The organism is Falsiroseomonas tokyonensis (assembly GCF_019024325.1).
Taxonomy (GTDB): Bacteria; Pseudomonadota; Alphaproteobacteria; order Acetobacterales; family Acetobacteraceae; genus Falsiroseomonas; species Falsiroseomonas tokyonensis.
Window position 1 is genome coordinate 85,066 of record NZ_JAFNJS010000003.1, and the last position, 17,908, is coordinate 102,973.

17 protein-coding genes and 1 tRNA gene are annotated in these 17,908 nt (G+C 70.5%); 10 read left to right on the top strand and 8 right to left on the bottom strand.

Translation table 11 applies throughout. The features are described from left to right. Nucleotides 1-7: 7 nt before the first annotated feature. Nucleotides 8-463 carry an Lrp/AsnC family transcriptional regulator gene (locus J3S20_RS10925; protein ID WP_216836514.1) on the bottom strand — a complete coding sequence of 152 codons (456 nt, stop codon included), beginning with the start codon at nucleotides 461-463 and terminating at the stop codon, nucleotides 8-10. Between the two features lie 111 nt (nucleotides 464-574). Between J3S20_RS10925 and J3S20_RS10930 the strand changes: the two genes are divergently transcribed. From J3S20_RS10930 to J3S20_RS10950, 5 genes are all read left to right on the top strand, one after another. After that, complete coding sequence (locus J3S20_RS10930; RefSeq protein ID WP_216836515.1) at nucleotides 575-3,982, top strand: indolepyruvate ferredoxin oxidoreductase family protein; 3,408 nt, start codon at nucleotides 575-577, stop codon at nucleotides 3,980-3,982. A gap of 21 nt (nucleotides 3,983-4,003) precedes the next feature. Further along, nucleotides 4,004-5,158 (top strand): acyl-CoA dehydrogenase family protein, encoded by a 1,155-nt coding sequence (locus tag J3S20_RS10935; protein ID WP_216836516.1) that lies wholly within the window; start codon nucleotides 4,004-4,006, stop codon nucleotides 5,156-5,158. Nucleotides 5,159-5,208: 50 nt separating this feature from the next. After that, nucleotides 5,209-5,568, top strand: a complete 360-nt coding sequence (locus tag J3S20_RS10940) for a hypothetical protein (RefSeq protein ID WP_216836517.1) — start codon at nucleotides 5,209-5,211, stop codon at nucleotides 5,566-5,568. Nucleotides 5,569-5,659: 91 nt separating this feature from the next. After that, on the top strand, nucleotides 5,660-7,060 hold the full coding sequence (locus J3S20_RS10945) for a M20/M25/M40 family metallo-hydrolase (protein ID WP_216836518.1): 1,401 nt from the start codon (nucleotides 5,660-5,662) through the stop codon (nucleotides 7,058-7,060). Between the two features lie 125 nt (nucleotides 7,061-7,185). Further along, nucleotides 7,186-7,740: an EF-hand domain-containing protein gene (locus tag J3S20_RS10950; RefSeq protein ID WP_216836519.1), complete on the top strand. Its 555-nt coding sequence runs from the start codon at nucleotides 7,186-7,188 to the stop codon at nucleotides 7,738-7,740. Between the two features lie 89 nt (nucleotides 7,741-7,829). Here the strand turns inward: J3S20_RS10950 and J3S20_RS10955 are convergent. Further along, a tRNA-Val gene (locus tag J3S20_RS10955) sits at nucleotides 7,830-7,904 on the bottom strand. A 97-nt stretch (nucleotides 7,905-8,001) separates the two neighbouring features. On the opposite strand from J3S20_RS10955, the gene J3S20_RS10960 reads away from it, so the two are divergent. Further along, complete coding sequence (locus tag J3S20_RS10960) at nucleotides 8,002-8,799, top strand: DUF3108 domain-containing protein (protein WP_216836520.1); 798 nt, start codon at nucleotides 8,002-8,004, stop codon at nucleotides 8,797-8,799. On the opposite strand, the gene J3S20_RS10965 is transcribed toward J3S20_RS10960, so the two are convergent. Further along, nucleotides 8,776-9,426, bottom strand: a complete 651-nt coding sequence (locus J3S20_RS10965; protein WP_216836521.1) for an HAD-IA family hydrolase — start codon at nucleotides 9,424-9,426, stop codon at nucleotides 8,776-8,778. The two genes, J3S20_RS10960 and J3S20_RS10965, sit on opposite strands and share 24 nt — an antisense overlap. A gap of 113 nt (nucleotides 9,427-9,539) precedes the next feature. On the opposite strand from J3S20_RS10965, the gene glmU reads away from it, so the two are divergent. Together glmU and glmS are read left to right on the top strand one after the other, a co-directional pair. After that, nucleotides 9,540-10,850: a bifunctional UDP-N-acetylglucosamine diphosphorylase/glucosamine-1-phosphate N-acetyltransferase GlmU gene (gene glmU, locus J3S20_RS10970; RefSeq protein WP_216836522.1), complete on the top strand. Its 1,311-nt coding sequence runs from the start codon at nucleotides 9,540-9,542 to the stop codon at nucleotides 10,848-10,850. Continuing rightward, a complete protein-coding gene (glmS, locus tag J3S20_RS10975) occupies nucleotides 10,850-12,673 on the top strand; it encodes a glutamine--fructose-6-phosphate transaminase (isomerizing) (RefSeq protein WP_216836523.1) in 1,824 nt (607 codons plus the stop codon). Before glmU ends, glmS begins: the two co-directional genes overlap by 1 nt. A 10-nt stretch (nucleotides 12,674-12,683) precedes the next feature. On the opposite strand, the gene J3S20_RS10980 is transcribed toward glmS, so the two are convergent. From J3S20_RS10980 to J3S20_RS11000, 5 genes are all read right to left on the bottom strand, one after another. Continuing rightward, the gene (locus J3S20_RS10980) at nucleotides 12,684-13,310 is read right to left on the bottom strand and encodes a CDP-alcohol phosphatidyltransferase family protein (RefSeq protein ID WP_216836524.1); all 627 of its coding nucleotides are present in this window, start codon (nucleotides 13,308-13,310) and stop codon (nucleotides 12,684-12,686) included. After that, nucleotides 13,307-14,926, bottom strand: a complete 1,620-nt coding sequence (locus tag J3S20_RS10985) for a peptide chain release factor 3 (RefSeq protein ID WP_216836525.1) — start codon at nucleotides 14,924-14,926, stop codon at nucleotides 13,307-13,309. The genes J3S20_RS10980 and J3S20_RS10985 overlap by 4 nt, the downstream gene beginning before the upstream one ends. Nucleotides 14,927-14,944: 18 nt before the next feature. After that, nucleotides 14,945-15,547: a class I SAM-dependent methyltransferase gene (locus J3S20_RS10990; RefSeq protein ID WP_216836526.1), complete on the bottom strand. Its 603-nt coding sequence runs from the start codon at nucleotides 15,545-15,547 to the stop codon at nucleotides 14,945-14,947. Further along, nucleotides 15,544-15,903, bottom strand: coding sequence for a hypothetical protein (locus J3S20_RS10995; RefSeq protein ID WP_216836527.1), 360 nt, complete (start codon nucleotides 15,901-15,903; stop codon nucleotides 15,544-15,546). Before J3S20_RS10995 ends, J3S20_RS10990 begins: the two co-directional genes overlap by 4 nt. A 79-nt stretch (nucleotides 15,904-15,982) precedes the next feature. Then, the gene (locus tag J3S20_RS11000; protein ID WP_216836528.1) at nucleotides 15,983-16,159 is read right to left on the bottom strand and encodes a hypothetical protein; all 177 of its coding nucleotides are present in this window, start codon (nucleotides 16,157-16,159) and stop codon (nucleotides 15,983-15,985) included. Between the two features lie 240 nt (nucleotides 16,160-16,399). Between J3S20_RS11000 and J3S20_RS11005 the strand changes: the two genes are divergently transcribed. Then, nucleotides 16,400-17,368, top strand: a complete 969-nt coding sequence (locus J3S20_RS11005) for a Bug family tripartite tricarboxylate transporter substrate binding protein (RefSeq protein WP_216836529.1) — start codon at nucleotides 16,400-16,402, stop codon at nucleotides 17,366-17,368. A 102-nt stretch (nucleotides 17,369-17,470) separates the two neighbouring features. Further along, a complete protein-coding gene (locus J3S20_RS11010; RefSeq protein ID WP_216836530.1) occupies nucleotides 17,471-17,908 on the top strand; it encodes a DUF6481 family protein in 438 nt (145 codons plus the stop codon).

Genomic DNA, 17,908 nt, shown 5'->3' on the forward strand with positions numbered 1-17,908 from the left:
CCGGGGCTCAGCCTGGGATGGGCGACATTTCCTGCTTCAGGCAGCGCAGGGCGAAGCTGCTGCGCGTGTGGCGTATGCCGGGCAGCCGGTACAGGCGGTCGCGCAGCAGGCGCTCATAGCCCAGCGTGCCGCCGACGGCCGCCTTGATCATGTAGTCGTATTCGCCTGTCACCAGGTGGCATTCGAGGACCTCCGGAATGGCCTGCACCGCTTCCTCGAAGCGGCGCAGGCTGTCCTCGTCGTGCCGTTCCATCATCACCTCGATGAAGACCGTATCCGGCAGGCCGAGCGCGGCCTGGTCGAGGATGGCGGCATAGCCCTTGATGACGCCTGCCTGCTCCAGCCGCCGAACCCGGGTCCAGCAGGGGGAGGCTGAGAGCCCGACTTCCTCGGCCAGTTCCGCATTGGTCAGCCTGCCCTTGCGGGCCAGGGCCCGGAGGATCCGTTTGTCGATCGCGTCCATGCCGGAAGTTTCTGCCGTTTCTTCGGCGCTGCACAATAGAATTCGGAAAAGCTCCCTTGTGCATCCGGGCCATCCTTTCCAAGGTCTGGAACCTGCAGCGGGAGAGTGCGCATGGGCAGCCTGCAACGCCCTGAAGCCAGCCTCGAGGATCGGTGGAACCTGGCCGGGGAGCCGGTGGTGCTCACCGGCATCCAGGCGCTGGTGCGCCTGCCGCTGCTGCGCAGGCAGATCGACCAGGCGATGGGATGGAACACGGCTGGCTTCATCAGCGGCTACCGTGGCTCGCCCTTGGGGGGCTACGACCTTGAGCTGGGGCGACAGGCGAAGCGGCTGAAGGAGGCCGATGTCGTCTTCCAGCCGGGGCTTAACGAGGACCTGGCGGCCACCGCCGTCTGGGGCACCCAGCAGGTCGGCCTCTCGCCCGGAGCCCGGCACGACGGTGTCTTCGGCATCTGGTACGGCAAGGGGCCGGGACTGGACCGCAGCGGCGATGTGATGCGCCATGCCAATTCGGCCGGCACCGCGCCGCGGGGCGGCGTGCTGGCGCTGTCGGGGGATGATCCCTCGGCCAAATCCTCCACCGTCACCTCGGGCTGCGAATTCAGCTTCCAGGACCTGGAGATCCCGCTGCTCGACCCGGGCGAGGTGGCGGAGGTGCTGGAATTCGGCCTGAAGGGCATCGCGCTGTCCCGCTTCGCCGGAACCTGGACCGGCCTGAAATGCGTGGCGGAGACGATGGATGCCAGCCAGACGCTGCGCATCGACATCGCCCGCTACGCCACGCAGCTGCCCGAAGGGGTGGTGCTGCCGCCCGATGGCCTCGGCATCCGTTTGCCCGATGCGGCCCTGGCGCAGGAACGGCGGCTGCGCATGCACAAGCTGCCGGCGGCGATCGCCTTCGCCCGCGCCAATGGCATCGATCGGATGGTGCTGGACAGCCCACAGGCGCGGCTCGGCATCGCGGTGCGCGGCAAGGCCTTTGCCACGCTTCGGCAGGTGCTCGCGGAATGCGGCATCGCGCCGGAGATGGCGCGGCGGCACGGGCTGCGGCTGTGGAAGGTCGGGCTGGCCTGGCCTTTGGATGCGGAGGCTGCGCGCGGCTTCGCCCAGGGGCTGGAAGAGATCCTCGTCATCGAGGATCGGCGCGCGTTTCTGGAGACCCAGCTGCGCGACGCGCTCTATGGCACTCCGAACCCGCCACGAATCCTGGGCAAGCGCGACGCCTACGGTGCACCGCTGCTGTCCGAGCTGGCCGAGCTGGACGGCGCGCAGATCCTGCGGGCCCTGGCGCCGCTGCTACCTGAGGCGCTGCGGACCGAGGCGATGGCCGCCCGGCTGCGGGAATTGCAGCAGCTCGAAGGCCTGGCCGCCGAACCGCTTTCCGTCCGCGACCCCTTTTTCTGCCCCGGATGCCCACACAATACTTCGACGCGCGTGCCGGAGGGGTCGCAGGCCCTGGCCGGAATCGGCTGCCACTGGCTCGTCACCAAGATGCCGGAGCGGGAGAGCCTGCCCTTCACCCAGATGGGCGGGGAGGGGGTGCCCTGGCTGGGCCAGATGGCCTTCACCGACACGCCGCATATCTTCGCCAATATCGGCGATGGCACCTGGGCCCATTCCGGCAGCCTGGCCCTACGCGCGGCGGTCGCCGCCAGGGCCAACATCACCTTCAAGGTGCTGGTGAATTCGGCCGTCGCCATGACCGGCGGCCAGCATGTGGAGGGCGAGGTCACCGTCCCCCGCATCGCCGCCCAGCTGCGCGCGGAGGGTGTCGAGCGCATCGAGATCGTGGCGGATGACCCGGACCGGCACCGCGGCGACCCGATGCTTCCGCCGGGCATCGGCTTCCATCATCGCAGCGAGCTGGATGCGGTGCAGCGCAGCCTGCGCGAGACCTCCGGCGTGACAGGGCTGATCTACGACCAGGAATGCGCGACGGAACGACGCCGCAAGCGCAAGCGCGGCACGGCCGCGAAGGCCGAGCGCCGCGCGATGATCAATCCGCGCGTCTGCGAGGATTGCGGCGAGTGTTCGCGGGTTTCCAACTGCATCGCGGTGGAGCCGATCGCCACGCCCTGGGGCCGCAAGCGGCGCATAGACCAATCTGCCTGCAACCAGGACCTCTCCTGCGTCGAGGCCTTCTGTCCATCCTTCGTCACCCTCCTCGGTGCGGAGCCGGCGCGGCCGAAGCCTCTGGAGGTGAAGGACATCACCCTGGCGGATCCTGCCCTGCCGGAATTGCGGGATGGTGCCGCCTGGAACGTGCTCGTGGCCGGCGTCGGCGGGCAGGGGGTGACGGCGCTCGGCGCCATCCTGGCCATGGCCGCGCATCTGGACGGCCGACCGTCCCGTTCGGTCGATACGCTGGGCTTTGCGCAGAAGGGCGGCGGCGTCTTTGTGCAGCTGCGCATCGGGCGGGTCGGGGCGACGGAGGAGAGCATTCCGGCGCCCCGCATCGGCGCCGGCCAGGCGGATCTCCTGCTGGCCTCGGACATGGTGGTGGCGCATGGCCGCAGCGCACGACCCATGCTGGGGCCGGGCCGAACCGCCGCCGTGGTGAATGCGGAGCTCTCGCCTACGGCGCAATTCGTCCGCGACACCGCCACCCGCTATGCGCCGGAGGCGATGCTGGGCAACCTCGCCGAGGTCTGCCGCGACCTTACGGCGGTAGATGCGGTCTCCGAGGTCGTGGCGGAACTCGGCGATGCCATCTTCCTGAACATCTGGCTGATGGGCCTGGCCTTCCAGCGCGGCCTGCTGCCAATCAGCGCCGAGGCCCTGCGGCAGGCCATCACGCTCAATGGCGCGCAGGTGGAGCGGAACCTCGCCGCCTTTGCGCTGGGCCGGCAGGCCGCCGCGGAAGGGCGCCGGGCCGTGCCACGCCAGGTGGAAAGCCTGGAGGCCCTGGTGGAGCGCTGCGCAGCGGACCTCCGGGCCTACCAGAACGCGCGCTATGCGCAGCGCTATCTGGAATTCGTGGCGAAGGTGCAGTCCGCCGAGCAGGCGGCGGTGCCCGGCGCGCAGCGCCTCGGCCGGGCCGCTGCCACGCAGATGCATCGCCTGATGGCCTTCAAGGACGAATACGAGGTCGCGCGCCTGCACAGTCTGCCGGAATGGCGCGAGAGCCTGGCCGCCAGCTTCGCCGGCCAGCCGCGGGTCGAGCTGAACCTGGCGCCGCCGCTGCTCTCGGGCGCTGATCCGAACACCGGCCTGCCGCGCAAGCGTCGCTTCGGTCCTTGGATGCTGCGCATGATGGGGCTGCTGCGTCACGGCAAGGTGCTGCGCTTCACGCCCTTGGATCCCTTCGGCCGGACCGAGGAGCGGCGCATGGAGCGCAGCCTGATCGAAGAGTATCGCGCCGCCCTCGACGCCTTCCTGCCGCGGCTCTCGCCAGGCACCCACGAGGCGATCTGCGACTGGGCGGAAGCGGCTTCCGGCATCAAGGGCTTCGGCCCGGTGAAGGCCCGGAACCTGGCGGCGGTCAGGCAGCGCTGGCAGGAGATCGCGGCGCGCCTATAGTCGCCGCGGGAGGACGTCACGATGGCCGAGGATCCGGCAGGCTTCGAGCTGCCCGAAGCAACGCAGGCCCTGCGCGAGACGGCCCTGGCCTTCGCCCGCGAACGCCTGGCGCCGCATGCGCGGGACTGGGACGAACGCCGGCATTTTCCGGTCGATGTGCTGCGTGAAGCCGCCGGCCTCGGCATGGCCGCGCTTTACGTGCGGGAGGAGAGCGGCGGCGCCGGGCTGACGCGCCTCGACGCGGCCGTGGTCTTCGAGGCGCTGGCCACGGGCTGCCCGACCATCTCGGCCTTTCTCTCGATCCACAACATGGTCACCTGGATGGTGGATCGCTACGGCACGCCCGCGCAACGGCACGAATGGCTGCCAAGGCTGATCCCTATGGAGGCGATCGCCAGCTACTGCCTGACGGAGCCGGGGGCCGGCAGCGACGCCGCGGCGCTGGGCACGCGCGCGACGCGGGACAATGCGGGCTATGTGCTGGACGGCACCAAGCAGTTCATCAGCGGGGCAGGTGTTTCCGACCTCTACCTCACCATGGTGCGAACCGGCGGCCCGGGCGCGGGCGGCGTCTCTGCCATGCTGGTGCCGAAGGCGACCGAGGGGCTGAGCTTCGGGGCGAATGAAAGGAAGATGGGCTGGAACGCGCAGCCGACCCGTCAGGTGATCTTCACCGGTGCCAGTGTGCCGGCGGAGGCGCTGCTGGGGGCTGAGGGGGATGGCTTCCGGATTGCGATGAGCGGGCTGGATGGCGGCCGCCTCAATATCGGCGCGTGCAGCCTGGGCGGCGCGCAGGCCGCACTCGATGCCGCGATCGCCTATGTCCGCGAACGGCGCGCCTTCGGCAAGGCCATCGTCGATTTCCAGGCGACGCAATTCCGCCTGGCCGATATGGCGACGGAGCTGGAGGCGGCGCGGACGCTGCTCTGGCGCGCCTGCAGCAAGCTGGATTCCGGTGCCGCCGATGCCACCGCCTTCTGCGCGATGGCCAAGCGCTTCGCGACCGATACCGGCTCCCGCGTGGCTGATGAGGCGCTGCAGCTGCTGGGCGGCTATGGGTACCTGGCCGAATACGGCATCGAGAAAATCGTCCGCGATCTGCGCGTCCACCGGATCCTGGAAGGCACCAACGAGATCATGCGGGTCATCATCGCGCGGCAGTTGCTCGGCCGCTGATGCGGAAAATCAATGGGACGCCGATCTGAGTTTGCGGGTAGAGTGCCTGCATGCTGTCGCGCATCCTGCTTCCCGCCGTCCTGCTGCTGGCCGCCGCGGAGGCGCGGTCCCAGCCTTTGCAGCGGCTCGTCGTAGGGGGCGATGCGGCGGTGGCCGTTCCGCCGCGCACCGTCGCGCTGGGTGGGGCGCTGCAGCCCATGGGAGCCGCGGCGGTCGTCGCCAGCCCTTTGCCCTCCGCGCCTCTTGTGGCCCTGGCGCCTGCCGCGGTCGCCGGCACGGGGCTCGGGGCCGGCCTGGCGGGGGCAATGCCGCTTCTGCTGCCGGTGGCGACGGCGGCGACGGCCGCGGTGCTGGGGGGCGGGCTCCCCGGCTCGGGCAATGCCGGCAGCGCGCCGGCCTCGACCCGCTAGCCGACCAGGCCACCCCGGTCGCCGCTGGTTGGACAGGGCCCCGGTGCTGCGCCATCCTGCCGACCGTCAGTGAAGCAGGATCGTGAGGCTCATGGGTACGCGGGAGGGCGCTGTCGGGCGCGCATTGGAGTTCTTCGACGGCGGTGGATTCCAGCAACTGCTGACCGACCTCGTGGCGGTCCCCTCCACCTCGCAGGAGGAAGCTGCCGCGCCGGCCCTGTCCGCCTACCTCGAGACAGCAATGCGGCCCTGGCTGGAGCGGCTGGGCTTCGCGATCACCATTTCGCCCAATCCGCTGGCGGGCTTCGGGCCCATTCTGACGGCGATGCGCATCGAGGATCCGGCCAAGCCGACCGTGCTGCTCTACGGGCACGGCGACACGGTGCGCGGCCTGGAGGATCAGTGGCGCGCGGGCCTGTCCCCCTGGAAGGTGACGGCCGAGGATGGCCGCTGGTACGGCCGCGGCACCGCCGACAACAAGGGGCAGCATGCGATCAACCTGGCGGCGCTGGAGGCCGTGCTGGCCGAACGCGGCGGCAAGCTCGGCGCCAATGTGAAACTGGTGATCGAGATGGCGGAGGAGCGCGGGTCCCGCGGCCTGCGCGAATTCGTGGCGGCCCATGCGACGGAACTGGCGGCCGATGCCCTGATCGCCTCCGACGGCCCACGCGTGGAGCCGGAAGTTCCGACCATTGCCACTGGCACCCGTGGCACCTTCCACTTCGACCTCGTGGTCAAGCTGCGCGAGGGCGGCGTGCATTCGGGACATTGGGGCGGGCTGACGACGGATCCGGCGATCCGCCTGGCGCATGCGCTGGCCACCATCATGGACCGCGACGGCAAGATCCTGGTGCGCGACTGGCTGCCGCAGGGTGGCGTGCCGCGGCGCGTGAAGGCCGTGCTCGAAGGCTGCCCCGTGGGCGGTGGGGATGGGGCCGCAACCATCGATGAGGGCTGGGGCGAACCGGGACTCACATCGGCCGAGAAGATCTATGGCTGGAACAGCTTCATCGTCCTGGCGATGGTTTCCGGCCGGCCCGAGAATCCGGTGAATGCCGTGGCCCCGGATGCCCGCGCGCATTGCCAGATCCGCTACACCGTCGATACCGACCCCGACAGCTTCGCGCCGGCACTGCGCGCGCATCTGAATGCGCACCATTTGCAGGATGTGCGGATCGAGAATGCCTTCATCCGCATGCCCGCGAGCCGCACCGCCCCCGACCACCCCTGGGTCGGCTGGGCACAGGCCTCGGTCGCGCGCACGCTGAACAAGTCGGTCCAGATCATCCCGAGCAGTTCGGGCGGCCTGCCCGGCGATGTCTTTGTCGATCATCTCGGCGTGCCGCTGGTCTGGATCCCGCACAGCTACAATGGCTGCAAGCAGCATGGGCCGGACGAGCACCTGCTGATCTCCGCGGCGCGTGAAGGGATCGCGAGCTTCGCCGGAATCTGGTGGGATCTGGGTGAGGCAGGAACACCGCCACGGACCTGAATGCGGGGCGGCTACAGCGCGTTACGCTTCCTCACCCGAAGGGGGGTCCTTCGACACGCGCCTGTTGCAGGCGCGACCCATCTTCCTGCTGTCGCCGGCATCGGGTCGGCCAGTGGAGAACGAAGATGTTGTCAAAGAGGATCGCCCTTTTCGCCGGTGCCGCCCTGACCCTCGCCGCGGGTGCGCTGCCGGTTCTCGCCCAGCCCGCGCCCGGTCCAGGCCCGGGTGGCCCGCCCCGCGGCGGCCACGGCTTTGCCATGGGCGAAGCCTTCGCGCGTGCCGATGTCGACAACGACGGCCGCGTCGCGCGCGACGAGGGTTGGGCCTGGCTGCAGGCGCGCTTCCAGGAAGTGGATGCCGACCGCGATGGCGGCGTCTCGATGGAGGAGATGCGCACCTTCGCGACGGACCGCATGGGTGGACGTGCGCCGCGCCGCGGCATGGAGCAGCGTGCGCAGGGCATGTTCCGGGCGCTGGACGCGAATAGCGACGGCAAGGTGACGCTGGAGGAGATGCGGCCCTTCGCCGAGGCCATGTTCCGCGCGCGCGACGTCAACAGCGACGGGGCGCTGACGCGGGAAGAGGTTCGCCCGCGGCACCAGGGCCCGCGTCACGGACATCACCAACATCATGGCCCGGCCGATCGGAGCGGCCCGCCGCCTGCGCCGCCGGCCAACTGACGCCGCATCGAGCCGCAAAAGGTCCGGAGGGGCGCAGCGTCCCTTCGGACCATCCGCGTTCGGCGACCAAAGGTTTAGGAAACCCGGGATGGTGGGCGCGACAGGGATTGAACCTGTGACCCTTCGCGTGTGAAGCGAATGCTCTACCGCTGAGCTACGCGCCCATCCCGGGGTGCGGGGGATAATGCGCTGGGGGCGGGTGTGTCAAGCGGTGCCCGGGCGAAGCCTTGGAAGCTGGCTCGGCTCACCGATATGCAGGCTATGAAGATCTCCGCCCCGGCCGTCCTGTCGTTCCTCGGCGCGCTCCTGGCCGTCGAGTCCGCCAGGGCCCAGCCCATACGCGCCGTCTACGATGTCTATGCCGCGGGGATGACGGTCCTGCAGCTGGAGGCCGTCTTCGATCTTTCGGCGACCGGCTATCGGGTGGAGACGCAGCTGCGCACCCGCGGCATTGCCTCCACCATCGTGCCGGGGCAGCAGGTCGCGCAGGTGGTCGGTGCCTGGCAGGCGGGGCAGGCAAGGCCCAGCAGCTACCGGTCGCACGGCACCTGGCGCGGCCGTGAGCGGGTGGTGGTGCTGGCCTGGGAGGCGGGGAATCCTGTCGTCCAGGCGCTGGTGCCCCCGGATGAGGAGGAGCGGGAGGTCGTCCCAGCCGACGCCCGGCGCGGCACCATCGACGCCCTCTCGGCACTGGCCCTGCTTTCACGCACGGTCGCCGGCAGCGGAGGCTGCCAGGGCCAGGCCCCGGTCTTCGACGGACGTCGACGCAGCGACTTCGCCAGCCAAGGCGGCGCGCTGGAGATCATCCGCCCATGGGGCGAGGCGTGGCACGGCCAGGCCTTGCGCTGCAGCTTCATCGGCCGCCAGGTCGCCGGTTTCTTGCGAGACCAGCCGCGTGGCGAGGCGGCGAGGCCGCAGCAGGGCACGGCCTGGATGGCTGCCCCCTTCCCAGGCGCGCCACCCATCCCGGTGCGCATCGAAATGCCGAGCCGCTGGTTCGGGACGGCAACTGCAGTTCTTCTCCGGGCCGAGTCGTCAGCCGTGGCGCAGCGACGCTAGGATTGCCGGCAGATCCGCCGGCCTTTCCGCAACCGTGGCGTGTGCCGCCATGCTCCGCGGCCCATAGCCCCAGCCGGCGAAGACGGCGGGCACTGCGGCACCCCGGGCGGCGGCCATGTCGTTGTGATGGTCCCCGATCATCACGGCGTGGCTGGCCATGCCGCCTGCGTCGCGCAGTGTGTGGAGGAGATGCGCCGGGTCCGGCTTTCGGGTCGGGTAGGAGTCACCCCCACCAATGGTGCGGAAATGGTCGCTCAGCCCGAGCGCCCGCAACAACGTGATCGCGGGCGCCACCGGCTTGTTTGTGCAGACCGCAAGCCGCCAGCCGGCCTTGGTCAGCTCCTCCAGCGCCTCGCGAATGCCCTGGAAGGGCGCGGTCTCGACCGCGGCGTTGCGGCCGTAATCCTCCAGGAACACGTCCAGCGCCGGCTGGTCGAAGGCCTTGCCACGCGCGGCCAGCGCACGCTCCACCAGCACCTTGGCGCCGTCTCCGATCATCCCGACCACCTCCGCCCGGGCGAAGCCTGGCAGGTTGCGGCTCGCCATGAGCCGGTCGAGGGCGGCGTGGAGATCCGGCGCGCTGTCCACCAGCGTGCCATCGAGGTCGAAGACGGCGATCGGTTGCATGGGCCCCGTTAAGCCCGGGACGGCATGCGCCGCAAGCCAAGCCGTTACGTGACGCAATGCGACGTGACCGGTGCCACCTTGCGGCACGGTGCAGGGTCGGATTACCGGGGGCCATGAGCAAAGCCGCCATCATCCTCGCCGCCGGCCTCGGCACCCGCATGCGGTCGCGCCTGCCGAAGGCCCTGCATCCCATCGCCGGCCGACCCATGCTGCAGCACATCCTGGCCGCGGCTGCCGAGGTCTTCGATCGGGCGGTCATCGTCGTGGGGCCGGATATGCCGGAGCTCGAGCGGGCCGCGGCGCCACATCCGGTGGTTGTGCAGACCGAGCGGCTCGGCACCGGGCATGCGGCGCTGCAGGCGGCATCCTTGCTGGAGGATTTCGAGGGGGATGTCGCCGTGCTTTACGCCGACAACCCGCTGATCACCCCCGATACGCTGCATCGCCTGGCCGCGGCACGCGGCGGCGCCGGACTGGCGCTGGTGGCCATGCGCCCGGCCGATCCGGGCCATTACGGCCGGGTCCTGACCAATGCGGCGGGGGAGGTGGAGCGCGTCGTCGAATGGGCGGATGCCTCGCAGGAGGAGCGCGCCGTGGGGCTGTGCAATGCGGGGGTGATCTGCGCGCCGGCTGCGGAGCTCTTCGGCTGGCTGCGGGCGGTCCGCAACGACAATGCCAAGGGCGAGTTCTACCTGACCGACGTGGTAGCCCTGGCGCGCCAGGCGGGGCGCCGGGTCGTGGCGGTCGAGGCGCCGGAGGCGGAGCTGCGCGGTATCAACAGCCGGGTCGAGCTGGCGGCGGCGGAGGCGACGGCCCAGGCCCGGCTGCGGGAGCGCGCCATGACCGGCGGGGCCACGCTGATCCAGCCGGAGAGCGTGAACTTCGCCTTCGACACGCAGCTGGGCCAGGATGTCACCATCGGCCCGAACGTGGTTTTCGGCCCCGGCGTGGTGGTGGAGGACGGGGTCGAGATCCGCGCCTTCAGCCATCTGGAGGGCTGCGTGGTCCGCGCCGGCGCGGTCATCGGGCCCTTCGCCCGGCTGCGGCCCGGCACGGTGATCGAACGCCATGCCCACGTCGGCAATTTCGTCGAGTTGAAGGCTGCCGTGCTGGGGGAGGGCGCCAAGGCGAACCACCTCAGCTATCTCGGCGATGCCATGATCGGCGCGGGCGCGAACATCGGCGCCGGCACCATCACCTGCAACTATGATGGCGTGAACAAGCACCGCACCGAGATCGGCGCCGGCGCCTTCATCGGCTCCGACACTGCGCTGGTCGCGCCGGTCAGGGTCGGGGCGCGTGCCCTGGTCGCGGCCGGCAGCGTGATTACCGAGGATGTGGCGGACGATGCCATGGCGATCGCGCGCGGCCGCCAGGCGAACAAGCCCGGACGAGGCTTCCGCGGCAAGGGAGTGAAGGCCTGATGTGCGGGATCGTAGGCGTTGTGGGGATGGAGGCGGCCGCGCCGCGGCTGCTGGAGGCGCTGCGGCGCCTGGAGTATCGCGGCTATGACAGCGCCGGGGTGGCGACCCTGGTGAATGGGCATATCGAGCGGCGCCGCGCCGAGGGCAAGCTGGTCAACCTGGCCGTGGTGCTGGAGAACAGCCCGCTTCCGGGCACGACCGGCATTGGCCATACCCGCTGGGCGACGCACGGCGCGCCGGTCGAGCGTAACGCCCACCCGCACGGCACGCCGCGCGTCAGCGTCGTGCACAACGGCATCATAGAAAACCATGCCGAGCTGCGCGCCGAGCTCGAGGCCAAGGGCCAGGAATTCGAGACGGAGACGGATACCGAGACGTTTGCGCGGCTGGTCGACTGGCACCTGCAGCAGGGCGCCGCGCCGGAACAGGCGGCCTCGCAGGCGCTGAAGCGGGTGCATGGCGCCTTCGCCCTGGCCATGATGTTCGCCGGCCATCCACGCAAGCTGATCGCGGCCCGCCAGGGCGCGCCGCTCGCCATCGGCTTTGGCGATGGCGAGATGTTCGTGGGCTCGGACGCGCTGGCGCTGGCCCCGATGACGCGCCGCATCGCCTATCTGGAGGAGGGCGACTGGGCCGTCGTCTCCGACAGCGGGGCAGATTTCTTCGATGCCGCGGATCATCCTGTGCAGCGCGAGGTGCGGCTGACCGCGATTTCCGGCGCCGCCGTCGGCAAGGGCAATTTCCGCCATTTCATGGAAAAGGAGTTGCATGAGCATCCGGCGGTGCTGGGCGACACGCTGCAGCAGTATCTCGACCCCGCGACGCGCGCCGTCGCCTTGCCGCCGCTGCCCTTCGACCCCGCGGTCGTGCCGCGGCTGACCATGTCCGCCTGTGGCAGCGCCTTCCTTGCGGCCCAGGTCGGGCGCTACTGGATCGAGCAGCTGGCGCGCATCCCCGTGGATGCGGATGTCGCCAGCGAGTTGCGCTACCGCGAGCCGCCGCTCGCTGACGGAGGTGGCGCGATCCTGGTCTCGCAATCCGGCGAGACCGCCGACACCATGGCGGCGCTTCGCCTGCTGCGGCAGGGCGGACAAAGGGTGCTGTCGCTGGTCAATGTGCCGGAGAGCAGCATGGCGCGCGAAAGCGATGGCGCGCTGCTGACGGTGGCGGGGCCCGAGATCGGCGTTGCCTCCACCAAGGCCTTTACCGCCCAGCTGGCGCTCCTCGCCTGCCTTGCCATCGGCTTCGGCCGGGCCCGCGGCACGCTGGACGAGGCGACCGCCCGCCTGCTGGGCTCGACGCTGACGGAAGTGCCGGGGCATGCGGCGCAGATCCTGGAGAAGGACGAGGAAATCCGCGCCATGGCAGCGGAGGTCGCCAAGGCGCGGGACGTGCTGTTCCTCGGCCGCGGCGCGTTGATGCCGATTGCGATGGAGGGCGCGCTCAAGCTGAAGGAACTGTCCTACATCCATGCCGAGGGCTATGCGGCCGGCGAGATGAAGCACGGACCCATCGCGCTGATCGACAGCGCGGTGCCGGTCATCGCCCTTTGCCCGAGCGGGCCGCTCTTCGAGAAGACGGCTTCCAACCTGCAGGAAGCTGCGGCGCGTGGCGGGCGGATCATGGCCTTCACCGATGCCGTGGGCGCCCGGTCCCTGCGCGGCTTTTCCGAGCGGGTGATCGAGCTTCCGACGGTGCATCCCTTCGCGGCGCCGATCCTGCACGCCATTCCGGTGCAGGTGCTGGCCTATCATGTCGCGGTGCTGAAGGGCACGGACGTGGACCAGCCGCGCAATCTGGCGAAGAGCGTGACGGTCGAGTAGCCGGGCCGCTTCAGCGTCGCAGCGCGGCCGCGCCGGCCAGAAGCCGGCGCAGCGCCGTTGCGCCGGCCAGCAGCGTGATCGCCATCAGCACAGCGGTCGTGATCGCTGGGCCGAACCAGGCCGTTGGCGCCAGCCCGGCCCAGATCGCCAGGACCGTGACCAGGGCCATGCGGTGCTGCTTGGCCATCGGCCCGCGAAAGTCGCTCGGCGCGCCGGCGGTCTTGATGACGGCGCGGATATAGGCGGTCGCCATCGCTGCCAGCGCCGCAGCCAGACCCCAGGCCGGGCTGCCGGCCGCCACGCCCAGGCCCAGCAGTACCGCGGTGTCAGAAACCCGGTCCGGCACCTCGTTCCACAGCTCGCCGACCGGGGAGGCGATGCCGCGCCCGATCGCCACCATCCCGTCCAGCAGATTGGCCAGCAGCCGCAGCTGCACCAGCAGCGCGCCCACCAGCCAAAGCGGCCGCGCCGCCTCCGGCGCCCAGGCGATGCCGGCAAAGGCAAGGCCTGCCAGGAGCCCGGCCACCATGCCCGCCGCCGAGATCCCATTCGCGGAGGCGCCGCGCGCCACCAGCCAGCCCGCCACCCGCCCGGTAAGCGCCAGGTCGCGCGCCGCGATGGGCCGGCGATCGGTCATCGGACCATCGCCACGAGGCCGCTTTGCTCCCGCACCGCGTCGAAGCGCAGGTCGGGGAATTCCTCCTCCGCCCGCTTGCGGCGCCAGTCGCTGCCAAAGAGCGCGACATATTCGCCGTCATGGTCGGCCGCGGTGTCGCCGCGGTTGGTGGTGGCCCATTTCTCGATGGCGGCGCGGTCCCCCTTGGGGGAGGAGATCCAGCGCATGGTCTGCCAGCGCGTCTCGTCGAAGCCCGCCGGCACGCCGTATTCCACCGCCAGGCGGGATTTCAGCACGTCCAGCTGCAGCTGCCCGACCACGCCGACCACGGGGGGCGAGCCATCCAGCGGCCGGAAGACCTGCACCACGCCTTCCTCCGCCAGCTGGTCCAGCGCTGTGCGCAGCTTCTTGGCCAGCATCGGGTCGCCGAGCCTCACATGCCGCAGGATTTCCGGCGCGAAGCTGGGGACCCCGCGGAAATTGATGTCCTCGCCCTCGGTCAGCGTATCGCCGATGCGCAGCGTGCCGTGGTTGGCGATGCCCACCACATCGCCGGGCCAGGCTTCCTCCGCCACCTGGCGTTCCTTGGCGAAGAAGAAGAGGGGGGCGTTGACCGGCACCTGCTTGCCGGTGCGCACCTGGCGCAGCCGCATGCCCTTGGTCAGCCGGCCCGAGCAGAGCCGCACGAAGGCCACGCGGTCCCGGTGGTTCGGGTCCATGTTCGCCTGCACCTTGAATACGAAGCCGGTCAGCTTCTCCTCCGCCGCGGCCACCGCGCGCTTGTCGGCGGCACGGTCGCCGGGGGGCGGGGCGAAATCGGCCAGGCCTTCCAGCAGATGGCCGACGCCGAAATCGCGCAGCGCCGAGCCAAAATAGACCGGCGTCAGCGTCCCCTCCCGGAACTTGACCAGGTCGAACTGCGCCAGCCCGGCTTCGGCCAGGAGGATGTCCTCATACAGCTGGACTGCGCGTTCCTCCCCCACCAGCTCGGCAATCTTCGCATCATCCGGCCCGCTGACGGGGATGCCGCCTTCCTCGGTGGCATCCACCGGCATCAGGCGCTTTGCCAGGATGTCGTAGGTCCCCCAGAAGGTGCTGGCGCGGCCGACGGGCCAGGCGACGGGGGCGGCGTCCAGCGCCAGGGTCTGCTGGATCTCGTCGATCAGCTCGAAGGGATCCCGCGCCTCGCGGTCCATCTTGTTGACGAAGGTGACGATGGGGATGTCCCGCAGCCGGCACACCTCGAACAGTTTGCGGGTCTGGCTCTCGATACCTTTGGCGGCGTCCAGCACCATCACGGCGGCATCGACGGCGGTCAGGGTGCGGTAGGTGTCTTCCGAAAAGTCTTCATGGCCCGGCGTATCCAGCAGGTTGAAGACCATGCCGTCGCGCTCGAAGGTCATCACGCTGGTCGCGACCGAGATGCCGCGATCCTGCTCGATCTTCATCCAGTCGGACCGCGTACGCCGGGCATTGCCCTTGGCGCGCACGGCACCGGCCAGCTGGATGGCGCCGCCCTTCAGCAGCAGCTTCTCCGTCAGCGTGGTCTTGCCGGCGTCCGGATGGGCGATGATGGCGAAGGTGCGGCGCCGGGCGGCTTCGCGCGCGACGGTATCAAGGGCCGAGGTGTCACTCATGCCGGGGGCTATAGCTGGTCAGAGCGCTCGGGCGAAGGCCAGCCTTGTCCAATGCACCCCGTCACGGCCCAGCGTGTCGCCCGTCTCCCGCCGCCGCAGCAGCGTGAGGCCGGCGGCGGCCGCCTGGGCGATCACCTCCGCAGGGTCCACCGCATGCATCACCCGCCCCTGCGGCACCGGCCCATGGCGCAGCGACAGCCACAGCCGCCCGCCCGGCGCCAGTAGCCCGGCCAGTACCGGCATGGCCTGGCCGCGGTCGGCGGCAGCGAGGTGCATCCACACGGCCGTCAGCAGCACCAGGTCGTAGCACTGGCCGAGCGCCACCACGCGGGCGAGCTCCGGCAGCCCGTCATCCTGCCAGGCGAGGCGTGGGGAGGGGTGGAGCGCTGCGCCGCCGGCCCGCAGCTCCGCCGTCGGCTCCACCGCCAGCACCTGGTGGCCCATCTCGGCCAGCGCTGCGGCATCCCGCCCGGTGCCGGCGCCGATATCCAGCACCCGGGCCGGGGCGGGCGGGATCAGGTCGAGGAAGCCGGCGTGCAAATCCTCGAAGCGGATGCTCTCAGATTGCCGCAACAGCGCCTCGGCCTCGGCCGCATAGCCCTCGGTTCCGTGCCGAGTCATGGGGCGAGCAGCCCGTCCGGGTCCGGCAGGGCGATATTCGTGCCCTCCGCCACCAGGCGCAGCGGCCCCGGCGTGACCTCCGGCAGGCGCAGACGGAAGCCGCAGGAGCCCCGGACGAAGCCTGCGGAGGCGGCGCCGGGATGGAACAGCTGCGCCCGCCTGGCACCGAGTGGCGTCGCGCCGGCCACCAGCCGCAGCCTGACCGGCCGGTTCGGCAGCAGGTCGGCGGCCCAGCCGTGCACCAGGCCGCCCTCCAACCGCGCCACACGGCCGAGCAGATTGACCGGCGGGCGTCGCGGCACGGCAGGGCGGGCGAGGAAATCAGCGACATGGGCGAAATCCGGCCCGGCACGCACCGCCTCCGCCCAGGATAGCGTTCGAAGACCGCCTCGCCGGCACCCTCCGCCAAGGCCGCCTTGTAGCCGAGGAAGGCGGCTAGTCCGGGCTTGAAATCCGGCCCTCCGCCGCGCAATCGGCCGCCAGCTGTTCGCGGGCGGCATCATGCAGCGACTGGTTGTTGGCGAAGAGGTTGCGATGCGCCTCCGCCTGCTCCCGCGCCGCCGCCCACAAGGCCGCCTGTTTCGGCGCCAGCGATGTGACATTGCGCGCCACATTCTCAGGCGGCGCTCAGCCGAGCCGGCGCGCGATGAGCAGCAGGGATCGGTCGAAATCCACGGTGATGCCGACCACGGCCAGCGCGTCGCTCAGATAGGCCATCGCAGCTCCAGCGTCCTTGACCTCTGCAATCGCAGCTTTACGGAGCCCGTGGCTAGCGCATAAGCCGATGAATTCGCACTGGCGCGCCGCGGCGGGCCAGGGCGAGATTGCGCGACCACTGCCGGAGGTGCCTCCATGCCCACCCGTCGCGCCACGCTTCTGTTGCCCTGCCTGGCGATTGCCCAGCCCGCTTTGGCGCAATCTGCCTGGCCGTCACGCCCGGTGCGGCTGCTGGTGCCCTTTCCCCCCGGCGGCACCACCGATGTGTTGGCGCGTGCCATTGCCGCCAAATGGCAGGAGTCCTGGGGCCAGCACGTGGTGGTAGACAATCGGGGCGGCGGCGGGGGCGTCATCGGGACCGAAGCCGCCTTCCGCGCGGCGCCGGACGGGTTGACCCTGGTGCTGGGCAATAACCAGACCCATGCCACCAACGGCGCGCTCATCCCGGGCCTGCCCTACGACCCTTCCGGCTTCGCGGCCATCAGCCTGGTGGCTCGGGCGCCGCATGCCTTGGTCGTGCCCGCATCCTCCCCGGCGCGGACGGTGGCCGAGTTGGTGGAATTGGGGCGTCGGCCAGGCCCGGGGCTCTCCTATGCCTCCTCCTCCGCCGGCTCCTCCTCGCACCTGATGAGCGAGACCTTCTCGCGCCGCAACGGAATGCGGACAACGCATGTGCCCTATCGTGGCGCCGCGCCGGCGGCGCTGGACCTGGTGGCGGGCACCGTCGATTTCATGATGGCGACCTGGGCCAGCGTTTCCGCCCTGGCGGCCGATGGCCGGATCCGGGCGCTGGGCGTCGGCGGCGAGGCCCGCTTTCTCGACCTGCCGGAGGTGCCGACGCTGCGGGAGCAGGGCTATGACTATATCTCCGGTGACGCCTGGTTCGGCCTTTTCGCCCCGCGCGGCACGCCGGGCGCGGTGCTGCAGGCGGTCCACGCCGCGACGCATGCGGCGCTCTCCGATGCCACGGTGCGCGGCCGGCTGGAAGCTGCAGGCTTCCGCATCGCCACGATGCCGCCCGACGAATTCGCAGCCTTCCACCAGGCGGAGGTTGCCCGATGGGCGGCGCTAGTGAGGGAATCGGGCGTTACGCTGGCCAATTGAGGCCCGATTTCCACGAATCCTGCCCTTAAAGATGCCAGGGTTGCACCGCGCGCGCAGCGAAGCCCCCTTTCCCGACAGCATAGCAGGGGCTACATAGCGGTCATGCAGGCACGAAAACTGTTCGACTTCAATGACCGCCGCAATGCGGCGGAAGAGGCCCGGAAGAAGACCGCGGAGAAGTTCCAGGCGCTGAAGGCGCGCCTCGACGATCCGGAAGTCCAGCGGAAGCTGGCGGAGCAGAAGGCCATCGCCGATGCGCGCGCGGCCCGCATCGCGGAACGCGCCGCCGAGAAGGCTGCGGAAGCCGCCCGTATCGCGCGCGAGAAGGCTGCCGCCGAGGCCGCTTCCGCTGCGGCTCGCCGTGAGGCGGAGCGTCTGGCCGCCGAGGAAGCTCAGCGCGCCCGGATCGCGGAGATCGATGCGCAGAACCGCAGCATGATCCTGGATGCCGAGAAGAAGGCCCGGGCCCTGGCCCTGGCAGCGGAGCAGAAGGCCAAGCGCGACGCCCGCTACGCGGCGCGGAAGCAGCGCACCAAGTAA